21 protein-coding genes are annotated in these 19,756 nt (G+C 64.0%); 11 read left to right on the top strand and 10 right to left on the bottom strand.

Annotation, left to right across the window (positions count from 1 at the left end):
• From AB0O58_RS23015 to AB0O58_RS23025, 3 genes are all read left to right on the top strand, one after another.
• Nucleotides 1–1,143, top strand: a 1,143-nt coding sequence (locus AB0O58_RS23015; protein WP_366238847.1) for a biotin/lipoyl-containing protein, incomplete at its 5' end; no start/stop codon positions are given.
• An 83-nt stretch (nucleotides 1,144–1,226) separates the two neighbouring features.
• The gene (locus AB0O58_RS23020; protein WP_032372713.1) at nucleotides 1,227–1,643 is read left to right on the top strand and encodes a DUF1707 domain-containing protein; all 417 of its coding nucleotides are present in this window, start codon (nucleotides 1,227–1,229) and stop codon (nucleotides 1,641–1,643) included.
• Nucleotides 1,640–2,326, top strand: coding sequence for a haloacid dehalogenase type II (locus AB0O58_RS23025; protein WP_032372714.1), 687 nt, complete (start codon nucleotides 1,640–1,642; stop codon nucleotides 2,324–2,326). The genes AB0O58_RS23020 and AB0O58_RS23025 overlap by 4 nt, the downstream gene beginning before the upstream one ends.
• Nucleotides 2,327–2,336: 10 nt before the next feature.
• On the opposite strand, the gene AB0O58_RS23030 is transcribed toward AB0O58_RS23025, so the two are convergent.
• From AB0O58_RS23030 to AB0O58_RS23040, 3 genes are all read right to left on the bottom strand, one after another.
• Complete coding sequence (locus tag AB0O58_RS23030; RefSeq protein ID WP_080733179.1) at nucleotides 2,337–2,903, bottom strand: AAA family ATPase; 567 nt, start codon at nucleotides 2,901–2,903, stop codon at nucleotides 2,337–2,339.
• 18 nt (nucleotides 2,904–2,921) lie between these two features.
• Complete coding sequence (locus tag AB0O58_RS23035; protein WP_283550084.1) at nucleotides 2,922–3,749, bottom strand: hypothetical protein; 828 nt, start codon at nucleotides 3,747–3,749, stop codon at nucleotides 2,922–2,924.
• A gap of 86 nt (nucleotides 3,750–3,835) precedes the next feature.
• Nucleotides 3,836–4,477 (bottom strand): class I SAM-dependent methyltransferase, encoded by a 642-nt coding sequence (locus tag AB0O58_RS23040; RefSeq protein WP_283542777.1) that lies wholly within the window; start codon nucleotides 4,475–4,477, stop codon nucleotides 3,836–3,838.
• Between the two features lie 225 nt (nucleotides 4,478–4,702).
• Here AB0O58_RS23040 and AB0O58_RS23045 point away from each other — a divergent pair, with 225 nt between their 5' ends.
• Nucleotides 4,703–5,206: an alpha/beta hydrolase gene (locus tag AB0O58_RS23045; protein ID WP_204857462.1), complete on the top strand. Its 504-nt coding sequence runs from the start codon at nucleotides 4,703–4,705 to the stop codon at nucleotides 5,204–5,206.
• On the opposite strand, the gene AB0O58_RS23050 is transcribed toward AB0O58_RS23045, so the two are convergent.
• Complete coding sequence (locus AB0O58_RS23050; protein WP_032372719.1) at nucleotides 5,207–5,740, bottom strand: NTP transferase domain-containing protein; 534 nt, start codon at nucleotides 5,738–5,740, stop codon at nucleotides 5,207–5,209.
• A 177-nt stretch (nucleotides 5,741–5,917) separates the two neighbouring features.
• Here AB0O58_RS23050 and uraD (AB0O58_RS23055) point away from each other — a divergent pair, with 177 nt between their 5' ends.
• From uraD (AB0O58_RS23055) to pucL, 4 genes are read left to right on the top strand one after another with little or no spacing between them, the layout of a single operon-like run.
• Nucleotides 5,918–7,822: a 2-oxo-4-hydroxy-4-carboxy-5-ureidoimidazoline decarboxylase gene (uraD, locus tag AB0O58_RS23055; RefSeq protein ID WP_032372720.1), complete on the top strand. Its 1,905-nt coding sequence runs from the start codon at nucleotides 5,918–5,920 to the stop codon at nucleotides 7,820–7,822.
• A gap of 10 nt (nucleotides 7,823–7,832) precedes the next feature.
• Entirely contained in the window at nucleotides 7,833–8,336 is a 504-nt protein-coding gene (gene uraD, locus AB0O58_RS23060) for a 2-oxo-4-hydroxy-4-carboxy-5-ureidoimidazoline decarboxylase (protein ID WP_027496461.1), read from the top strand.
• Nucleotides 8,333–8,659, top strand: a complete 327-nt coding sequence (uraH, locus tag AB0O58_RS23065; protein ID WP_032372721.1) for a hydroxyisourate hydrolase — start codon at nucleotides 8,333–8,335, stop codon at nucleotides 8,657–8,659. The genes uraD (AB0O58_RS23060) and uraH overlap by 4 nt, the downstream gene beginning before the upstream one ends.
• A gap of 1 nt (nucleotide 8,660) precedes the next feature.
• On the top strand, nucleotides 8,661–9,581 hold the full coding sequence (pucL, locus tag AB0O58_RS23070; RefSeq protein ID WP_027496459.1) for a factor-independent urate hydroxylase: 921 nt from the start codon (nucleotides 8,661–8,663) through the stop codon (nucleotides 9,579–9,581).
• A 10-nt stretch (nucleotides 9,582–9,591) separates the two neighbouring features.
• Here pucL and AB0O58_RS23075 read toward each other — a convergent pair whose 3' ends face one another.
• Complete coding sequence (locus tag AB0O58_RS23075; RefSeq protein WP_204846437.1) at nucleotides 9,592–10,227, bottom strand: DUF2461 domain-containing protein; 636 nt, start codon at nucleotides 10,225–10,227, stop codon at nucleotides 9,592–9,594.
• Nucleotides 10,228–10,234: 7 nt separating this feature from the next.
• Nucleotides 10,235–11,782, bottom strand: a complete 1,548-nt coding sequence (locus AB0O58_RS23080) for a PucR family transcriptional regulator (protein ID WP_032372723.1) — start codon at nucleotides 11,780–11,782, stop codon at nucleotides 10,235–10,237.
• A gap of 201 nt (nucleotides 11,783–11,983) precedes the next feature.
• Here AB0O58_RS23080 and AB0O58_RS23085 point away from each other — a divergent pair, with 201 nt between their 5' ends.
• Both AB0O58_RS23085 and AB0O58_RS23090 read left to right on the top strand, forming a co-directional pair.
• A complete protein-coding gene (locus tag AB0O58_RS23085; RefSeq protein WP_032372724.1) occupies nucleotides 11,984–12,796 on the top strand; it encodes an FAD binding domain-containing protein in 813 nt (270 codons plus the stop codon).
• Nucleotides 12,793–15,507 carry a molybdopterin cofactor-binding domain-containing protein gene (locus AB0O58_RS23090; RefSeq protein ID WP_032372725.1) on the top strand — a complete coding sequence of 905 codons (2,715 nt, stop codon included), beginning with the start codon at nucleotides 12,793–12,795 and terminating at the stop codon, nucleotides 15,505–15,507. The genes AB0O58_RS23085 and AB0O58_RS23090 overlap by 4 nt, the downstream gene beginning before the upstream one ends.
• Here the strand turns inward: AB0O58_RS23090 and AB0O58_RS23095 are convergent.
• The 3 genes from AB0O58_RS23095 to AB0O58_RS23105 form a co-directional block, all read right to left on the bottom strand.
• A complete protein-coding gene (locus AB0O58_RS23095) occupies nucleotides 15,479–15,916 on the bottom strand; it encodes an Lrp/AsnC family transcriptional regulator (protein WP_027496454.1) in 438 nt (145 codons plus the stop codon). The two genes, AB0O58_RS23090 and AB0O58_RS23095, sit on opposite strands and share 29 nt — an antisense overlap.
• Nucleotides 15,917–15,979: 63 nt before the next feature.
• Nucleotides 15,980–16,690: a type II CAAX endopeptidase family protein gene (locus AB0O58_RS23100; RefSeq protein ID WP_027496453.1), complete on the bottom strand. Its 711-nt coding sequence runs from the start codon at nucleotides 16,688–16,690 to the stop codon at nucleotides 15,980–15,982.
• Complete coding sequence (locus tag AB0O58_RS23105; protein ID WP_027496452.1) at nucleotides 16,690–17,874, bottom strand: NAD(P)H-binding protein; 1,185 nt, start codon at nucleotides 17,872–17,874, stop codon at nucleotides 16,690–16,692. The genes AB0O58_RS23100 and AB0O58_RS23105 overlap by 1 nt, the downstream gene beginning before the upstream one ends.
• 54 nt (nucleotides 17,875–17,928) lie before the next feature.
• Between AB0O58_RS23105 and AB0O58_RS23110 the strand changes: the two genes are divergently transcribed.
• Nucleotides 17,929–18,534: a hypothetical protein gene (locus AB0O58_RS23110; RefSeq protein WP_032372726.1), complete on the top strand. Its 606-nt coding sequence runs from the start codon at nucleotides 17,929–17,931 to the stop codon at nucleotides 18,532–18,534.
• Nucleotides 18,535–18,537: 3 nt separating this feature from the next.
• Here the strand turns inward: AB0O58_RS23110 and AB0O58_RS23115 are convergent, their stop codons facing one another.
• Complete coding sequence (locus AB0O58_RS23115) at nucleotides 18,538–19,656, bottom strand: acyl-CoA dehydrogenase family protein (protein ID WP_027496450.1); 1,119 nt, start codon at nucleotides 19,654–19,656, stop codon at nucleotides 18,538–18,540.
• Between the last annotated feature and the right edge of the window lie 100 nt (nucleotides 19,657–19,756).

The following is a 19,756-nucleotide window of genomic DNA, read 5'->3' on the forward strand; positions in this document are numbered from 1 at the left end:
GCCCAGGTCATCGCCGACCAACACGGCAACGTCATCGTCGCCGGCACCCGCGACTGCTCCCTGCAACGCCGCTTCCAGAAACTCGTCGAAGAAGCACCCGCCCCGTTCCTGACCGACGCCCAACGCAAAGAAATCCACTCGAGCGCCAAAGCCATCTGCCTCGAAGCCGGCTACTACGGTGCCGGGACCGTGGAATACCTCGTCGGCCAAGACGGATTGGTCTCGTTCCTGGAGGTCAACACCCGGCTGCAGGTCGAGCATCCCGTCACCGAGGAAACCTCCGGCATCGACCTGGTGCTGCAGCAGTTCCGCATCGCCAACGGCGAAGAACTGACGATCACCGAAGACCCCGAACCGCGGGGGCATTCGTTCGAGTTCCGGATCAACGGTGAAGACGCCGGGCGTGGGTTCCTGCCGGCCCCCGGCCCGGTCACCACCTTCACCGCCCCCTCCGGCCCGGGTGTCCGCGTCGATTCCGGTGTCGAATCCGGCAGTGTGATCGGCGGCCAGTTCGATTCGATGCTCGCCAAGCTCATCGTCACCGGAGCCACCCGCGAGGAAGCCCTCGCTCGTTCGCGTCGGGCGTTGGCCGAGTTCACCGTCGACGGGTTGGCGACGGTGATCCCGTTCCACGCTGCGGTGGTCTCCGATCCGGCGTTCATCGGTGACGGTGACTCCTTCTCGGTGCACACCCGGTGGATCGAAACCGAATGGGACAACCAGGTTCCCCCGTTCACCGCCGGGCAACCGATCGACGACGACGAGGTCCTGCCGCGGCAGTCCGTCATCGTCGAGGTCGGGGGCCGACGCGTCGAGGTCTCCCTCCCGGGCGAGCTCACCCTCGGCGGTGGCAGCGGCGGGAATGCCGGTGCGGTACGGCGCAAGCCCAAGGCCCGCACCCGTGGCGGTGCCGGAGCCGGCGCAGCCTCCGGTGACTCGGTCACCGCACCGATGCAGGGCACCGTGGTCAAAGTCGCCGTCGACGAAGGCCAGGAAGTCGCCGCCGGGGACCTCGTCGCTGTCCTGGAAGCGATGAAAATGGAAAACCCCGTCACCGCCCACAAAGCAGGCACCATCACCGGCCTGAGCGTCACCGCAGGCGACGCCATCACCCAAGGCACCGTCCTCGCAGAAATCAAGTGACACCGACGTTCGATGCCGAACGGATCGACCCCCGGGCGACTTTCGGCATCGAACGGCGGCGCGGATAGCGCTACCCTGTAGCAATGTCCGAGCTTCCGGAAATACGTATCGGTACCGCTGATCGGGAGAAGGCCCTCGATGTGCTGGGTCAGCACTTCAGCGAGGGCCGCCTGACGGTTCCCGAATTCGACGAGCGCAGTGCCACAATCGCTTCCGCGACGACGCGTGGACAGCTCGAATCGGTATTCGTCGACCTCCCCACCGCGTCCGGCACTGCGTCGCTCGCACGATCCGACACCGACGCACCGGTCGTGAAGGACCGCGGAATCGATTGGGCTGCAGTGGTGATGCCGATCGTCATCTTCGGATCACTTGCTCTGTTCTTTCTCACCGATTTCGACCAGAAGTGGCTTTTCTTCCTTCTCATTCCGTTGGCCGGAGCCATCCTGTCTGCGGTAGGACATCCGGCGGACAAGAAGAAAAAGAAGAAGAAGCGTTGAGAGCGCTGCTGTTCGACGTCTTCGGCACCGTCGTCGATTGGCGCACGAGCATTGCCCGCGAGGTCTCCGAAATCTGCGGTCCGGGAGTCGACAGCTATCGGTTTGCCGATCGGTGGCGGAGCCTCTATCAACCGGCCATGGAACAGGTGCGGTCCGGTGGGCGACCTTTCACTCGGTTGGACGTACTGCACCTGGAGTCCCTGCGAACGGTGCTCTCCGAGTTCGAGATCGACCTGGATGCGGACGCCACGACCGCACTCAATTTCGCGTGGCATCGACTGGAGCCGTGGCCCGATTCCGTTCCCGGGCTCACGCGGCTGCGCACCGAGTTCGTCGTAGCACCGCTCTCGAACGGCAACATCTCTCTGCTGCTGGACATGGCCAAGAATGCCGGCCTTCCCTGGGACGCCATCCTCGGCGCAGAACCGGTGCAGGCGTACAAGCCCATGCCCGACGCCTACCTGCGTACCGCGGACATCCTCGGGCTCCGTCCCGACGAGTGCATGATGGTTGCCGCCCACAACAGCGACCTCGCCGCCGCAGCCGACTGTGGCTTCGCCACCGCATTCGTCGCCCGCCCGCTGGAACACGGCCCGACGCAGACGTTCGACCTTGCTCCCGAAGCCGAGTGGACCTACAGCGCAGACTCGATCGAGTCCCTTGCCGACCGACTCAACTGCTGACAGACGCGGTTCAGAATCTCGCCGCCGGAACCAGTCGATCGGCCAGCCATCTGTTCACTTCTGCGTGCGATCGGAATCGCACGATCATCAGGTCCGGTCGGCGCACGTTCAGTCGCCGTACTCGCTCGGCCGTCAGACGATGCGTGTTCCAGGCCCACCGAACGACGTGCTCGCGATCGAAGAATATGCGATGCAGCGGTGGCTCGAAGTTGCCGTTCCACAGCACTGTTCGACCCAGCCGTCGACGCACCGTTCGAATCACGATCTGCCGCATCACCGTTCGACGAGGCAGATCGAGCCACAACATCAGATCCGCGCGATCGACGAGACGATCGCGCACCACGCTGTACTGCCACTCGGTGACCCAGGCCGGGCGGGCGATGAACTCCTTCACGTCCTGCTCGAACGTGGCACGGGGCGTCCAGTCAGGCCCGTGATAGAGGCTGTCGATCTCGATGTGTTCGATTCCCAGAATCGATCCGAGACGAGCCGACAACGTGGTCTTACCGGAACCGGATGTTCCTGCCACCACGATTCGCGAGGGGCGACGCGATACCGCGTCGTTCGGTCCGAGAATCACGACTGTTTTCGCCCGCTACGGTTGAGCACAGAGCGCTACGATCGCGTCCGCCATGTTGTTCACGAAGTGTCGACGCGCCGTTTCGGGCAGCCGGTCGAGTGAGAGGTACGGGTTCAGGTCTTCGAGCTCGACCAACAGCAGCGTTCCGTCGACGGTGCGGCATGCGTCCACCCGCGTGATTCCGTGGTCGATGTCGTTCCAGTCGACGAAACGTTGCGCGAACTCTTCGTCCTGAGCAGTACTCGAGTACGGCTCCAACTCCCAACGTCGGCCGGGGTCCGGGGCGTACAGGGCGTATTGCACTGTGCGGCCGATGAAGTAGAACGACACTTCGTAGACAAAATCGATCCGCGGCTGAATCAATGTGCCCGGCTCGACTTCCGACAGTTCGGCGCGTCCGATCTGACGCATGCCGATCGAGTCGGCACCCCATTTCGGTTTCACCACATAGGTATTCACCTCGGGTAAGCGCGAGACGCCCCGCGGATCGTCGACGGTAGGTATGACCGGAAAACCATCTGCGAAAAGATCGACCAGGTACTGCTTGCCTCTCTGGTCGCCTTTGCCGGTCAACTGGGTGAAAATCTTCGTGCCGTTCTCGCGCGCACGGCGAGCAAACGCGTCGAAAGCTTCCTGGTATCCCAGCACAGGTCCGGAGTTCCGGACGACGACAGCATCGAAGCCATCCATCAGTGCCAGCGCATCGAGCGGGTGACACAGCGCGATGTCGACCCACTCACGGAGCTGCGAAGACAAAAAGATGTCTTCGTCGCAGTAGCGTCGGCCCTTAGACAGATACGCCAAGTCGGTGACGAACAGAACGCGTGGACGGGGTGAGCACATCGGGCAGATCTTACCGATCGATGCGGTAGCCAGTAGGACATCAGCGCCAATGCCTGTCGCGTTCCCGCGCTATCGGTCTCGAGATGTCACGATGTTCGTTTGCGCGCCATCAGAAATGCCTGCGGCGTCGATTCGTATCCCACCGGAGCCCGGTGCACACGGATGTCCAGCTCGAAGTCGGCGTCGACAACCATCTGTGCAATGGCGTCGGGGTCCAGTCGATACGCGTCGTACGAGACCGAGTGTCCGTACACCTGTTCCAGTCGGACTCGCTCGTCCCCGGATTGAAATGCCAACAGCAGCAGTCCATCCGGCCGCAGCACCCGGTGCAGTTCGGCAAACACCTGCGGCAGCTGGGCCGGCGGGGTGTGGATGATCGAATACCAGGCGACGATTCCCGAGACGGTGCAGTCGCCCATGTCGAGCGACTGCATCGCGCCGACGACGAAACGCACGTCCGGAAATTCACGACGCGCAACGTCGATCATGCTGGGCGACAGATCGATTCCGGTCATGCTCAGACCCAGGCGTCGTAGATGGCCCGCGACGCGCCCCGATCCGCATCCCACGTCGACTACGTCCCCAGCGTCGACACGCTCGGCGAATGTGGCCAGCAACGCCTGTTCCAGATGCTTGCCGTCCAGCTCGTCGCGAACCAGGTCCGCGTAGCTTTCTGCGACGGTGTCGTATGCCGCCCTCGTCATCGAAACGTGCTGCTGTTCGGCCACAACCGTCACGGTACAGACTCGCCCGGTTCGGCCAGGTACGAGCGCGTCAGCATCTCGAAGAAGTGGCCGGTGGGGTCGCGAAAGTACACCCGCGACCACCGTCTCCAGGAATGCCGGTCTACCCTCGTGCGCGTTTTGCGCCCCTCCAGGTACGTAAAACGCGCACGAGGGAACCCGTTCGATGGTCTCCTTCTACGACAGCGTTGTCGAGGAGAGGATCTCAGCATGGTCGGCCGACTTCTGTTCGTTCACGGTGCCGGCGGCTACGTCGACGACACCGAGCTGGCGCAGGGGTTGGCTGAGGCGCTGCGCCTGGACCTGGTCATGCCGGAACTGTCCGACAGCGATATGGGTTACGAGGCCTGGGCTGTGCCGGTTCGGAAGCTGCTCGACGACGCAGGACCTGCGGACCGCGTTGTCGCGCATTCTTTCGGAGCCACGATCGTGGTTCGGGTCCTGGCCGAAACGATGCGCGCCCATCCGGAGCGAGCCACGCTGCTGGCCATGCCGGACTGGAGTCCGCAGGGCTGGGACGTGGCGCAGTACGCGCTCACCGGCGAGCCGCGGACCGACCTGACGTTGCTGCACTGCCGAGACGACGAGGTCGTCCCCGTGTCGCATCTGGCAATGAACTCGAAGGCTCTGCCGTCGGCGACAGTGATCGAGTTGCCGACCGGTGGTCACCAGTTCGACGGCGTGACCGAGACGATCGTTGCCGACATTCGGTAGCTACCGGTAGTCGTGGTCGATTCCCGTTGCCCATTGCGAACATTCGACGGCGATCACGTCGTCCCTTCCCCGCAGGAAGTCCCGCGCCCCGGAGTCTCCCGACGCCGATGCCGCAGCTGCCTCGAGGTGTCGACGCGCCAGAACGACCGGATGACCTGGGCGGCCGTCGAACACTGCCCTCGCCAGACCCGTCCGCGGTGCGGCGTCGAGAACGGCGTGGACGACCTCCGGTCCGACGTCGGGTGTGTCGACCACGTGAACCACCACGTACTCCGCGTCCGATGCGGCCGCCAAGCCGGCGGTGAACGATGCGCTCATTCCCTGTTCCCAGTGGGGAGCGTGTACAGCGGTCGCGCCATCGGGCACAGTCACGTCGACTGCGCCCAGCACAACGATCACCTGGTCACAACCACCATCGGTCAGTGCCTGCACAGCCGTGCGAAGCCACAATCCGTCGTGCGCGAGCACTTTGGGCGATCCGTATCGCGTTCCGGCACCTGCGGCCAGGACCACTCCCACGACAGCGTCGGACATCGTCGCTCCTTCAGTCGTACTGCCGAGTCTTGGATGATCGCACAACACGCGCCTCGAGCGCGGCGGAAACTTTGTGCTCGCTCGACTGGCGGCGGCGGTCGCAATGACCGATTCTTGGTGCACTTCTCCTGCAGCGTCGCAGGAATCCACCCTGTTGCGTCCGCGAGGTGCCCACCGATGTCCGTCAAGCCCATCACACGTAAGCGCGTCCATCCCGTCGACGAAGTGCTCCCTGTTCCGAAATTGGCGGCGTACGGGTTTCAGCACGTGGTCGCGTTCTACGCCGGTGCCGTTCTCGTACCGATCATCATCGGCAGTGCAATCGGGCTGACCAACGAACAACTGATCCATCTCATCAACGCGGACCTGTTCACCTGCGGTATCGCGTCGATCATTCAGTCGGTCGGGTTCTGGAAGATCGGTGTCCGGCTCCCACTTCTGCAGGGCGTCACGTTTGCCGGTGTGTCGCCGGTGATCGCGATCGCAATGGCCAACGGCGGCGGCACCGAGGGGTTGCTGTACGTCTACGGTGCCGTCATCGTCGCCGGTCTGGTCACGTTCTTCATGGCACCGTACTTCAGTAGGCTGCTGCGCTTCTTCCCACCGGTGGTGACCGGAACTGTCATCACGATCATCGGCGTCGCGTTGCTGCCGGTAGCGGTCAACGATGCGGTGACCAATCCTGCGACACACGAACAGGATCCGACCAACGGTCGATGGATGGCGTACGCGATCGGCACGCTGCTGATCATCGTGCTGATCCAACGGTTCTTCAAGGGCTTCATGGCCACCATCGCCGTCTTGCTCGGTCTGGTCATCGGCAGTGCCGTCGCATTCATGTTGGGGGACATGAACTTCGACGGCACCGCGGAAGCATCGTGGGTCGGATTCACCCAGCCCTTCCTGTTCGGTGTGCCCAAATTCAGTGTCGTCGCCATCATTTCGATGATCGTCGTCATGCTCATCATCGCGGTCGAAACCACCGGCAGTGTCTATGCGACGGGTGAGATCGTCGGCAAGCGCATCAAGAAGGACGACATCGCTGCCACGCTGCGGGCCGATGGAGTCGCCACCGTCATCGGCGGCACGTTCAACTCGTTCCCGTACACGGCTTTCTCGGAGAACGTCGGCCTGGTCCGACTGACCGGTGTGCGTAGTCGGTGGGTGGTCGCCAGCGCGGGCGGCATCATGATTCTGCTCGGTCTGCTGCCGAAGACGGCGGCCGTCGTCGCCTCCATCCCGCCACCGGTACTGGGCGGTGCCGCACTGGCCCTGTTCGCGACGGTCGCCGTCGTCGGAATCCAGACTCTGTCGAAGGTGGACTTCACCGACCATCGCAACTTGATCATCGTCGCCACCAGTCTCGGACTGGCGATGCTCGTCACCATCCAACCCACCGTTTCGCAGGGCGTACCGGATTGGCTCGAGATGCTGTTCGGCAGCGGAATCGTCCTGGGCGCCGTCTCTGCCATCGTCCTCAACGTGCTGTTCTTCCACATCGGAAATCGTGGTCAGGCCGTGGCCGGCGGTCCGGGTGCAGGTATCACCCTCGACCGGGTCAACGAGATGTCCGCCGAGGAGTTCGCCGCCACGTTCGGCGGTCTGGTGCAGGGCACCCCGTGGGTCGTCGAGCGTGCGTATCAGCAGCGCCCGTTCGCCGACGCCCACGGTCTGCGTGAGGCATTCCAGGAAGCCTTGTTGGCCGGAACCACCGAGGAACAGATCGAGCTGATCAACAGCTACCCCGACCTCGGCAGCGAGGATGCGACGGGCACCCTCAACGCTGCCGATCACGTCGGATTGTCCAACCTCGAGGAGGACGAACACGAGAACATCGTTCAGCTCGCCGCCGAGTATCGGCGACACTTCGGATTCCCGTTGGTGATCTGCGCCCGAGAGACCGAACGCTACGATCGGGTTCTGGCCAACGGATGGTCGCGGGTGGAGAATGCGCCGTCGGCGGAGCGATCTTTCGCGATGATCGAAATCGCCAAGATCGCGAACTATCGGTTCGACGATCTGGTTGCGGACGCCAACCCCATCGCGGCCGCGCGGTTCGGCCGGATCAACGACTTCAGATAGCGAGCGGGATGTGCTTCACGAATGGATAGGGCTCGACGGGTTCAACAAGCTCTCCGATCGACAGGCGATGCATGCACTGTTCGAGTGCTGCGCGTCCTCGATCTGGGCCCGTCGAGTCGCCCAGGGTAGACCGTTCGCCAGCCGAGACTCTTTGTTGGACAGAGCAGATCGGGTACTTGCCGAGCTGCCGGAGGCCGAGATAGATCATGCACTCGACGGCCATCCCCGGATCGGAGGCACTGCGGACAACCCGTCGTCCAAGCGTGAGCAGGCCGCAGTGACCACTGCCGGCACCGAAGTACGCGAGAAGTTGGCGGCGGGAAACCGCGCGTACGAAGACAAGTTCGGGCACGTGTATCTGGTGTGCGCGACCGGCAGGTCGGCCGAGGAGTTGCTCGCTATCCTCGAGGAGAGGCTCGACAACGATGCCGAAACCGAAAGACGGGTGCTCCGCGTGGAACTGGCCAAGATCAACCGAATTCGCCTCGGCCGCGTGCTGGGACCGACGCAGTGACCGGGCTGTCCACGCACGTGCTCGACGCCACGGCCGGCACACCGGCGGTCGGCATGCGCGTGCGGCTGTTCCATTCCGAACAGGGCGAGATATCGACAGCCACCACCGACGGAGACGGCCGCATCGGTGAGGTGATTCCCGGACCTGTCGAACCGGGCGTGTACCGGCTCTCGTTCGACACGGAATCGTATTTCGAGGCGACCTCGACCCCGAGCTTCTACCCCGAGGTGTCCGTCTCCTTCACCGTCATCGACCCCGACGCCCACTATCACGTGCCGTTGTTGTTGTCCCCCTTCGCATATTCGACCTACCGCGGGAGCTGACATGACCGACCTGACCGGAAAGATCGTTCTGGGAGCGAATCAGTACGGCAAAGCCGAGAACCGGGTGGTGCGGATCTATCGAGATTCTCCGCGGCACGAGATCCACGACATCAACGTATCGAGTGCGCTGCGTGGCGATTTCTCTGCCGCACACCTGGCCGGCGATCAGTCCGCCGTTCTGCCCACCGACACCCAGAAGCAGACCGCGTACGCGTATGCCAAGACCAAGGGTCTGCTCCACCTGGAGAGCTACGGGCTCGACCTCGCGCGTCACTATGTCGACGACGTCGAGCCCGTCGACGGTGCCCGTATCGAACTCGAGGAGTACGCCTGGGCGCGTGCGGTCGTCGACGGCGTCGAGCACGACCACACGTGGACCCGCAAGGGCGAGGAAATTCGCACCTCGGCCGTCACGGTCGAGGGTAAGGGCGAGGCGCAGCGAACCTGGGTCGTCAGCGGTTTCAAGGAGATGGTGATTCTCAAGTCGACGGGTTCGGAGTTCCACGGCTTCCTCGAGGACGATCTGACGATTCTCGAGCCCACGACCGACCGAGTGATGGCGACGTCGCTGACAGCGCAGTGGCGCTACACCACAACCGATGTCGAGTGGGATGCGGTGTACGCGGGCGTCAAGGCCGCGATGATCGAGCGATTCGCCAACCTGCAGTCACTGGCTCTTCAGCAGACCCTGTACGCCATGGGCGAGGCGGTACTGGAGAAGTATCCGTTCATCGCCGAGATCTCGATGTCGGCCCCCAACAAGCACCACTTCGTCTACGACTTGGGCAAGTTCGGCATCGAGAACAACCTGGAGGTGTTCAACGCCGACGATCGGCCCTACGGTCTGATTCAGGCAACGGTCGAACGAGAGGACGCTCCGGACGCCGGAAGTGCTTGGCGCACATACTCCGTCGTCGGGTAACACATTGCACTCACGTGTGCAGTGCCGCGGACCATTCCACCAGTGGGCTCAGAGCACGCCAGGCGTCGCGTACTTTCGTTGCTGCCTTGGGGCTTTCGAGCCACGCGGGTGAGCCGAAATGTTTGCCGGCAGTCAACGTCTTGTGCCGCAGCAGATCGATGCGCGGATGGTCGACCTCGTAACCCCGCGGCTTGGTCTTGAGCGTGTCACCACCGATCTCGAACCCGGATTTCGTCAGCGTGGCCAGTAGCGTCTCGAGTTCGGCTCCGCGTACGTCGTCGTCGACGGTCTTGCGGAAACGCGCGATCGAGTCCGGGGAGCTGTTGTAGAAGCCGCCTGCGACGAACAATCCGGCGGGATCGATCTGGACGTAGTAGCCGAGGCTGTCGCCCCGTGCGACGAACCCGCCCTGGTGACTCTTGTACGGGGTCTTGTCTTTCGAGAATCGAACGTCCCGGTACGGCCGAAACAGTTTGGCGCTACCGAATTCGGGTTCCAGGTACGCCAGCAACGCGGTCATCGGTGCCTTGACGGCACTGTCGTAGACGTCCTTGTGTTCGTTCCACCAGAGTTTGCTGTTGTCGGCTTCGAGGTCTTCGTAGAAGTCCAGGGCAGTGAAGGGGATTCCGGTGAAGCCTGCAGTCATTTCCCCATTATGCAGCGCCGTGGGCCGACGCCCGAGGCATGGATTGCAGGGCGAGGTAGACATCCAGTCTGTCCGCAGTGGAGCCGAGATCTCGCCCCAGCAGTTCCTCCACGCGTTTGATGCGATATCGGACGGTGTTGAGATGAACGTGCATCGACTCTGCGGTTCGATGCCAGGACCCTCCGTTGGCCAGAAACTCCCGCAGCGTGTCGGTCAGGTCGGCGTCGGTGCGTCGGTCGTGCTCGAGCAGCGGCGCGAGGACATGCTCGACGAACGATTTTCGTACGTCGTCGGGAAGCGCCGACATCATCGATACTGCCGAGGTCGGCTTGGTGCCTGCGGTGACCGTCACCGCCGCGGATCCCTGCCTGCTGAGTTCGAGAGCGTGACGAGCCGACCTCAGTGCGCCGTCGATGGTCAGCCCGGTGGCCACGGCGCTCACGCCCACATGTATTCGGCTGGGTCCGATCCCGGAGCGCAACCGGGACAGCCGAATGCGGATGGTCTGTGCGAACAGTGTGTCGTCGGTATTGACGACAGCGACGATGTCGCCGTGTGCGCTGCATCCGACACACCCACCGCCGAAGGAGGTCAGGGTGTCACCGACGACGGATCGGAGCATCTCTCGCAGGTCGACGCGACCGCTGTGGGCAACTCTGACAACGACGAGCGGCCTGTCGGGGTCGACTCCTGCCTGGCGCAGCCTCGTCAGTGCCTCGAATCCGGTGCTGTCGTGTTCGATCAACGCCACCGCCTGATCTGCGATCTCACGCCGCACCAGCCGTCCTTCTTCACGCCGGGCACGATCGAGCGCGGCGATGGCTGCGAGTTGCCCGAACGCCTCGGAGACGTCGGGAGAGAACGAATTCATGGCTCCGGCCACAGCCAGGAACCATCGCGTGGTGCGCTGTACGAGCGATGGCCCGACGCCGAAGACACTGTAGGTCGATCCATCAGCCAGAACGGTTGTCGTAGGAAGCGTTTCGGACGAGAGTGCCGCGTGCGTCAAGGTGTCGACATCGGCGTCGGACAAAGCAGATGCCTCGGTGACCAACCGACGCCCGGTGGCGGTGTAGATCAGGCACGCCATTCCCGTTTCTCTGGAGATGTGCAGTGCCAGTTCGTCGAGGGCTCTGCCGTCGGCGACCGCAGTGAGCAACTGGCGTTGGCGCACGAGCGAATTGTTCAGCGAGGCAATGCGATCACCGGTGACCCTGCCGACGAGAAACTCGGTGACCTCACCGAACGACACGGTGTCGGGAACAGCGAGGAGCGGCAGACCGTGTCGCTCGCATGCGTCGACGAGATCGAGCGGAATGTGTCCGAGCAACCCCTCCCCCGCGGCCAATGCCGTCGCACCGGATTCGGCCACCGATCGAACGAACACTTCGCTGTCGTCGGGCGTGCGCCGCCATACGAGTCCGGTGATGACCAACTCGCCGCCCGCGATGTATCGGGACGGGTCGGGTAGGTCGGTGGTGAACGTCCACCGCAGGGTACGTCCGAGGGCGTCGCGATCGGAGGTGAGCAATCGGGATGCCCATGTGCGAGGCATCGAGTAGGTCTCCGACGTACATCGCTGAACCTCCCGCCTCGTGTGTTCGGCCGTGCCGGAGGCAAAGATAAGCGCGGGTTGTTTCCGCCGAGTTTCGGGCGTATCGCGTGAGCACCGAGATCGGTAACAGAAAGTCACTACAGTTCGAGAAGGCGCACCGGGCGGTGAATCCGGGCCGGCGAGAATGAGGTGAACGAAGCCATGGATCTCGGCACTGTCGATCGTGTTCTGCTTCCCCGCTCGCGTGCGGATCTGCCGCCGGGCAGCGCGGACGCCGCGGTAGTTGCGGGCGGCACGTGGCTGTTCTCGGAGAAACAGGACCACCTGACCACCCTGATCGACATCACGGCCCTGGGATGGGAGCCGTTGATCGTCGACGAGAACGGACTCGGGATCGCAGCGACGTGCACGATCGAGACTCTGGCTCGTTTCGAGTCCGCCTTCCCCGCAACCACTCTGTTCCCTCGGTGTGCAGCCGCCCTGCTGGCCTCGTTCAAGATCTGGAAGACGGCCACAGTCGGCGGAAACGTAGCGCTCGCCCTGCCTGCCGGAGCCATGATTTCGTTGACTGCAGCCCTGGACGGCGTCGCAGAGGTGTGGTCGGCACACGGCCCCGAGCACGACTACCGTCTGCCGATCGACCAGCTGGTCGTCGGCCCCCAGACCACGGTGCTCCGGCCCGGGGATGTGCTGCGCAGCATCGACGTTCCGCGGCACGCCCTCCAGTCGAGAACGGCGATGCGCACGTTGTCGCTCTCGCCTCTCGGCCGATCGGCGGCGGTGGTGATCGGCCGCGTCGACCCCGACGGCACATTCGTGTTGACCGTCACCGCGTCGACCGTTCGTCCGTTCGTGCTTCGGTTTTCGGCTGTACCGACGGCGCACGAGCTCGACGACGCCCTTGCAGACACTATCGGTCCGCAGCACTGGTACGACGATCCCCATGGTGCGCCGGATTGGCGTCGACACATCAGTTGCGCTGCGGCGCAGTCCATTCGTGAGGAGCTGTCATGATCGTCGACATCAACGGCGTACCGACCGAGGTTGCCGCGCGACCGGGTCAATGTCTGCGCACTTTGCTCCGCGAACACGACCGTTTCGAGGTCAAGAAGGGCTGCGACGCCGGTGACTGCGGCGCATGCACGGTCCTCGTCGACGGAGAACCGGTGCACTCGTGCGTATTTCCCGCCTACCGCGCGGCCGACAGGTCCGTCACCACCGTGGCCGGGCTCGGCACCCCGGAGGATCTGCACCCGATGCAGCGCCGGTTCGTCGAGGCCGCCGGATTCCAATGCGGGTTCTGTACGGCCGGGATGGTCGTGACCGCGTCGACCCTGACCGCGGACGACAGGGACGAGCTGCCCTCGAGACTGAAGGGAAACCTGTGTCGCTGCACCGGGTATCGCGCCATCTCAGATGCCGTGTGCGGGGTGGTCAACACCGAGAAGGTGGCAGACGGTCCGGCATGCGGGCGTTCGCTCGAAGCCCCCGCGAGCACACGGGTAGTCACCGGAACCGAGCCGTACACGCTCGATCACTCCCCGCCCGGGCTGCTGCACGCCAGCGTTCTCGGAAGTCCGCATGCCCACGCGCGGATCGTCTCCATCGATACCACGGCCGCGGAACAGGTGCCGGGCGTGCAGCTGGTGCTCACCTCGAAAGACAGCCCGGCGGTGGCATTTTCCACAGCCAGACACGACAGCCGCGTCGACGACCCCGACGACACCCGGGTACTCGACACCGTCGTCCGGTTCATCGGCCAACGTGTGGCGATCGTGGTCGCGGAGTCGATCGCCGCCGCGCAGGAGGGCTGCCGCGCCCTCATCGTCGAGTACGAGGTGCTACCCGCCGTGTTCGACCCCGAGTCGGCACTCGCCCCGGACGCACCGAAGATCCACGGCGACAAGGATGCAGCGGCTCGGATCGCCGACCCGTCCCGAAACCTGGTGGCCGAACTGCACGGCAGCACCGGTGACGTCGACGCTGCAGTACGTGATGCAGCAGCGGTGGTCACCGGGCGATGGACGACTCAGCGAATTCAGCACGTGCACTTGGAAACTCATGGCACCATCGGTTGGCTGGACGCCGACGGCCGGCTTCATCTGCGCACCAGCACCCAGGTTCCCTACCTGGTGCGCGACGAAATATGCGAAATCTTCGGCCTCCCCCGGGATCGTGTCCGCGTGTTCACCGCACGGGTGGGTGGCGGCTTCGGCGGCAAACAGGAACTACTGACCGAGGACGTCGTCGCCCTGGCCGTTCTGCGGACCGGTCGGCCGGTGCAGTTCGAGTTCACCCGCACGGACGAGTTCACGGTCGCACCGTGCCGACACCCGTTTCGCGTCGACGTCACCGCCGCCGCGAGCGCCGACGGCGTGTTGACCGCACTGTCGATCGACGTGCTGACCGACGCCGGGGCGTACGGCAATCACAGTGCCGGAGTGATGTTTCACGGGTGCGGCGAATCGGTTGCGATCTACCGGTGCGCCAACAAGAAGGTCGACGCGAAGACCGTGTACACCAACAACATTCCATCGGGTGCCTTCCGCGGCTACGGACTGGGGCAGGTCATGTTCGCGATCGAATCGGCCATCGACGATCTGGCCCGAGAGCTCGATATCGACCCGTTCGAGTTCCGCCGCCGCAACGTCATCGTTCCCGGCGACGAGATCGTCGCCGCGCACCTCGAAGGCGACGACCTGCAATTCGGCAGCTACGGTCTCGATCAGTGCATCGACCTCGCCGAGAAGGCCATCAGGCAAGGCAACGGCGAGCCTGCGCCGTCCGGCTGGAAGATCGGTGAGGGAATGGCGGTGGCCATGATCGCGACCATTCCGCCCCGTGGCCACCGCGCCGAGGCCACCGCGTCGCTGCTGCCCGAAGGTGGCTACGAGATACGCGTCGGAACAGCGGAGTTCGGAAACGGGACCACCACCGTCCACACCCAGATCGCGGCCAGCGAGCTGTGTACGTCGGTCGACCGTATCCGCGTCGTGCAGTCCGATACAGAGTCGGTCACGTACGACACCGGTGCGTTCGGCTCGGCGGGAACTGTGGTGGCAGGCAAGGCGCTCTACGCGGCGGTGCGTGGGTTGTCGGCCCGCATCGTCGAGGTCGCTGCCACCGCGACCGGGCACCGCCCTTCGGACTGCACGTTGGGGCCCGAGGGGGTGCGATGCGGAGATCGCTTCGTCCCGTTGGACGACGTACTGGCATCGGCGGGCGGCACGTTGACGGCGAACGGCAACAGCGGCGGACTCCCGCGATCACTGGCGTTCAACGTGCAGGCATTTCGGGTGGCGGTCGACGAAGCGACCGGTACGGTCGCGATCCTCCAGTCGGTGCAGAGCGCCGACGCAGGCACCGTGATGAACCCGCAGCAGTGCCGGGGTCAGGTCGAAGGCGGTGTCGCGCAGGCCATCGGCAGCGCACTGTACGAGGAGATGCGCACCGACGGTGCGGGGCGAATCACCACCGACTCCATTCGTAGCTACCACGTTCCCCAGTTCGCCGACATTCCACGAACCCAGGTGCTGTTCGCGGACACCTACGACCGATTGGGCCCGTTCGGCGCGAAGTCGATGAGCGAGTCACCGTACAACCCCGTCGCCCCCGCACTGGCCAACGCGATCCGTGACGCGGTGGGAGTGCGCTTGCACCACTTGCCCATGTCCTCGGACCGCGTCTGGCGAGCGGTCAACGATCGTAGAACGTCTGCAGAATGATCGTGCTGCGCGTCTGCACGTGCGCCGTGGCGCGAATTTCCTGAAGTAGATGTTCGAGGGCGCGCGGCGACTCGACGCGCACCATCAGGACGTAGCTCTCTTCGCCGGCAACCGAGTGACACGACTCGATGGCGGTCAGATGCTTCAATCGCGCGGGGGCGTCGTCCGGGCGAGCTGGATCGATCGGAGTGATCGCGACGAACGCCGACAACGGACGCCCCAGAGCTTCGGGATCGACCTGCGCCGTGTAACCGCGAATGACTCGTCGCGACTCCAGGCGTCGAACTCGCGACTGAACAGCCGACACGGACAGAGACGCCTTCTCTGCCAACGTCGCCAACGTCGCGCGGCCGTCAGAGATCAATTCGTCGACGATCAGGCGGTCGACGCGATCGAGGTTTTCACTCACGTGCGCAATCTAGCTCAGATCCCCGCCGATGCCCCTCTGCCCGCACGAGACATGACCCTCTGCTCACACGAACAGCGGGGGCAGGGCCAGAACCATGACCGCCGACCAGCTGACATGCGTCAGGATCGGTGCCAGAATTCCGCCCGACGCGCGACGTTGCAGCCCCATCACGTAACCGAGCAGCACGGCGGCGAAGCCGAGCATCGGGTTGCCGGACGCGAGGGTGGCGATGGTGTAGACGACCGTCGAGATGATCACCGGATGTTTGACTCCGATGGCGGAGTACAAGGCTCCTCGGAAGAAGATCTCCTCGGCGACACCGTTGAGCAACGCGATGAACACGATCAGTACCAGCGACCCCACTCGGGCGTGTGCGAGCACGTTCTCGGTGAAGTCGGCGAGCGGCGGAATCTGGCGGACGACGAGGCCGCCGAGCATGAACACGCCACCGACGGCGAGACCGATGAGGATGGGGGTCACGATCGGCCGCCGGATGGACCCGCCCACCTTGATCCGTCCGAGGTGCAGCGGCCCCGACAGACATCCTCCGACGATCCACACTGCGGCCAACACGAGCGTCAGTGCGTAGAACGACGGGTCACCCGGTTCCACCTTCAGCGAGAAATACAGCACCGTCGCCCCGATCACCAGTGTGATCAGCACGATGATGCGCCGTTTCCTGAACGCCGCGTCGGACTCTCGGTGGTCTCGCTCGACAGGATCGACCAGAGCGGACTTCATCACGTTCAGCGCGGTCGTCGACCACGTTGCCATCATGCCTCCTCGGTATCGGTCAGTCGGCGCACGACCGACTTCGCGCGTCGGTTCACACTCGCAGCCACATCGAGGTTGGTACGCACTGCTGCTGCCACCGGCTTCGATGCCAGCAGTCGACGGCCGCCCAGAGCCTCGACCAGACCCCAGGTGCGGTCCGAGGACGCGGCCACGCCGTGCCGCCGGACGCCGAGCGCATCTCCGCCGCTCCATGCTGCGTCGGTGTTCGCCAGTCGCAGCGGGTCCTTCAGTGCACAGACCCCGGGCGGCTCGCCCACGGTTCCTCGCACGCTACGGGCCATGGCGTCTGCGATGGTGGTCAGACCACGGGGCGGATCGGGGACGAGATCCCGAATCCGGCTCTCCGACGTGGTCATCGTGTTGTGCAGTGAACCGACCAGATCCTCGGCGAGCCCGGCGGGCACAGGAATGATCTTTCCGATCACCTTGCCGGCGAGTGACGTCGGAACGAGCGGTACCGGTATCCCGATGCGCTGCAGCCCGGCGGCTTCGACGTAGGCGAACACCAGGTCGCGGTACGGGACCACGTCCGGGCCGCCGATGTCGTAGGAACCTGCTGGGACGGTGTCGGTATCGGCCGACGCCACCAGGTAGTGCAGTACGTCGTCGACTGCTATCGGTTGAACGGGCTCGGCGAGCCAACTCGGCAACGGCAGCACCGGCAGGCGGTCCGCCAGATAGCGGAGCATCTCATACGACGTGGAGCCGGCACCCATGACGATCGCCGCTCGCAACCACACCAGATCGATACCGTCCACCGTCAGCGCCTCACCGACGTCGGCGCGACTGGCCAGGTGCTCCGACAGGTGGGCGTCGTCGGGGACGAAGCCGCCCAGGTACACGATTCGACGCACTCCCGCTCGCGCGGCGGCCGCGGCGAACTGCTCGGCGGACGTCCGGTCCTGGGCACGGTAGTCGGCTTCGCCGATCGCATGGACGAGGTAGTAGGCGACATCGATGTCGCCCGACTCTGCGAAGGCCGCGGCACAGGATTGTTCGTCCGTGACGTCGAGCGACACCGCGGTCACGGAATCGTAGAAGTCGAAAGTGCGCAGGTTCTTCGGAGTCCGAGACCCGACGACGACGTCCGTGTCGTCTGCCAACAGGGCCGCCACCAGCCGAGATCCGATGTACCCGCTGGCACCGGTCACGAGGACTCTCATGCGTCGAGGCTAACGGCAGTCGGGGCGTTGCGTCGGTATGGCATTGTCGCTCCTATGGCTCTCGTGTTGGCAGGTGTGGTCCTCCCCGACCCTCTCGGTACCGAAACGGTGCTTCGGCGAGGAGCCGCAGTGGCGCGGGCCGGTGTGAGCTGGATGTTCACCACGGCCGATTTCGCGTTTACCCTGCCCGGCAGAATCGAAGCACTGCTGAGCCGTATAGAGACATTGATGACACGAATCGACCATGTGATCGATTCGGCCGATGCCGTGGTTGCTCATGTACAACGGACGACCGGTGCCGCGGACACCGTGGTCGCGTCGGCATCGGCCGCCTCGCATACGGCGTTGGAGCTCATCGAACTGTTCGATCCCATCGCCAAGAAGTCCGAGCCGATGGCGCGACGCTTCGTCGACAACCTGTCCGACGCCGAGGTCGACGCAGCGATCGCCATGGTCGATCAGCTTCCCGGACTCCTCGACCACATGGAAGCTCTACTCCCCATCCTCGCGACCCTCGATACGGTCTCCCCCGAGATCCACGAGCTTCTCGGAGTGACGAAGGACGTCAGGCGCGCCGTCATCGGCATCCCCGGATTCAAGTTCTTCCGCAACCGGGGCGAGGACAAGTTGAACGACGAGATGGAAGACGAACAGCGGTAGTCGCTATTTGACGAACGCGAAATCTTCACCTGCGTGGAAACGGGCCAGGGTCTCCGAAATGGACCGCCGTGATGGCGGATGAAATGCGAACGCGTGCAATGCTGCTGCGACGTAAGCGATTTCGGGTGACTTGATGAAGCCGATCCCGCCCAGCGATTCGATGGCAGCCGAACTGCTGCGCACCAGTGCGTCACGAATCGCGATGCGGTTGAACAGCAACTTCACCGAGATGTCCTGTCCGCGTTCACCTTCGTCGAAGGCACGGGCCACGTTCTCGATTGCCGCCATGGACACCTCGAGTTCGGCCGCCGCTCGAACGTAGCCTTCGTAGTCACCCTTGTCCTGCTCGATCATCCGCTCGAGCAGAGAGGTCGCGGCGCCGATGTAGTTGGCGGAGATCAGCATCCCGAACCAGAGGTAGCCGGTCATCTCGTGCACGCCATCGGGATCGTCGTCCTTGTTGGGTAGGACGAGGCTTGCCGGTACTTCGACGTCTTCGAGCAACACTTCCTCGCTCTGCGCGCCGGCCAGAATGTCGGTGGTCCAGAACGGCTTCACACTCATACCCGGAAGGCCGGCCGGAATCAGCGCGACGGCGCGGTCACCGGAGTCGATCTCGACGCTGCAGGTCAGCAAGTCCATCGAACGTGCCAGACTGCACGGCTTCTTGCTTCCGTTGACGATGTAGTTGTCGCCCTTCTTCACGGCGGTCATCGTCGGAATGAACACACTCCCGCCGGTGACGCCCTCGGAGAACCCGGAAGCGACGATCGCCTTCTGGTCGACCAATCCCTTGATCAATGCTCGGTCGTCGTCGGTGGCACCACGAGCGAATTCGGTCAGGGACGCGAGTGAGAGATGGTGCATCGTGGTTCCCGCGCCCAGAGAGGGTGAGCGAGACCCGATGGCCCTTTGCGCCCGAACCGCGTCGATGGCCGGAGCACCGAGACCACCCAGTTCGCCCGGGACCACCAAGCCGGTACCGCCGAATTCCCGAAACTTGTCGATCGCGTCCGAATCGCGGGACTCCAGTCGGTCCAGTGGGGTTGTGTCCAGATACTGCAGCAAACCCGGCATGTACTTCTCGAGCGTTTCTCTTTCGCGCACCATTAATCCAGTCACTGTTCATCTCCTTGTGTCACTAATCGATTGTGTGTCACTGATTGATTGCGGCGTCGTCCAATTTGTACCATCAGTCGACCTGGACAAATCAGTCGAATAT

Origin of the sequence: Rhodococcus sp. NPDC080181 (assembly GCF_040702225.1) — a bacterium.
GTDB lineage: Bacteria > Actinomycetota > Actinomycetes > Mycobacteriales > Mycobacteriaceae > Rhodococcoides > Rhodococcoides fascians.

Excerpts from the sequence above, each read along its gene's own strand:
- AB0O58_RS23100 (WP_027496453.1), bottom strand. The coding sequence starts at position 16,690 with ATGGCAACGTGGTCGACGACCGCGCTGAACGTGATGAAGTCCGCTCTG.
- AB0O58_RS23020 (WP_032372713.1), top strand. The coding sequence starts at position 1,227 with ATGTCCGAGCTTCCGGAAATACGTATCGGTACCGCTGATCGGGAGAAG.
- uraD (WP_032372720.1), top strand. The coding sequence starts at position 5,918 with ATGTCCGTCAAGCCCATCACACGTAAGCGCGTCCATCCCGTCGACGAA.
- AB0O58_RS23035 (WP_283550084.1), bottom strand. The coding sequence starts at position 3,749 with ATGTGCTCACCCCGTCCACGCGTTCTGTTCGTCACCGACTTGGCGTAT.
- AB0O58_RS23105 (WP_027496452.1), bottom strand. The coding sequence starts at position 17,874 with ATGAGAGTCCTCGTGACCGGTGCCAGCGGGTACATCGGATCTCGGCTG.
- AB0O58_RS23050 (WP_032372719.1), bottom strand. The coding sequence starts at position 5,740 with ATGTCCGACGCTGTCGTGGGAGTGGTCCTGGCCGCAGGTGCCGGAACG.
- AB0O58_RS23110 (WP_032372726.1), top strand. The coding sequence starts at position 17,929 with ATGGCTCTCGTGTTGGCAGGTGTGGTCCTCCCCGACCCTCTCGGTACC.
- pucL (WP_027496459.1), top strand. The coding sequence starts at position 8,661 with ATGACCGACCTGACCGGAAAGATCGTTCTGGGAGCGAATCAGTACGGC.
- AB0O58_RS23045 (WP_204857462.1), top strand. The coding sequence starts at position 4,703 with ATGGTCGGCCGACTTCTGTTCGTTCACGGTGCCGGCGGCTACGTCGAC.
- AB0O58_RS23085 (WP_032372724.1), top strand. The coding sequence starts at position 11,984 with ATGGATCTCGGCACTGTCGATCGTGTTCTGCTTCCCCGCTCGCGTGCG.
- AB0O58_RS23080 (WP_032372723.1), bottom strand. The coding sequence starts at position 11,782 with ATGCCTCGCACATGGGCATCCCGATTGCTCACCTCCGATCGCGACGCC.
- AB0O58_RS23090 (WP_032372725.1), top strand. The coding sequence starts at position 12,793 with ATGATCGTCGACATCAACGGCGTACCGACCGAGGTTGCCGCGCGACCG.
- AB0O58_RS23075 (WP_204846437.1), bottom strand. The coding sequence starts at position 10,227 with ATGACTGCAGGCTTCACCGGAATCCCCTTCACTGCCCTGGACTTCTAC.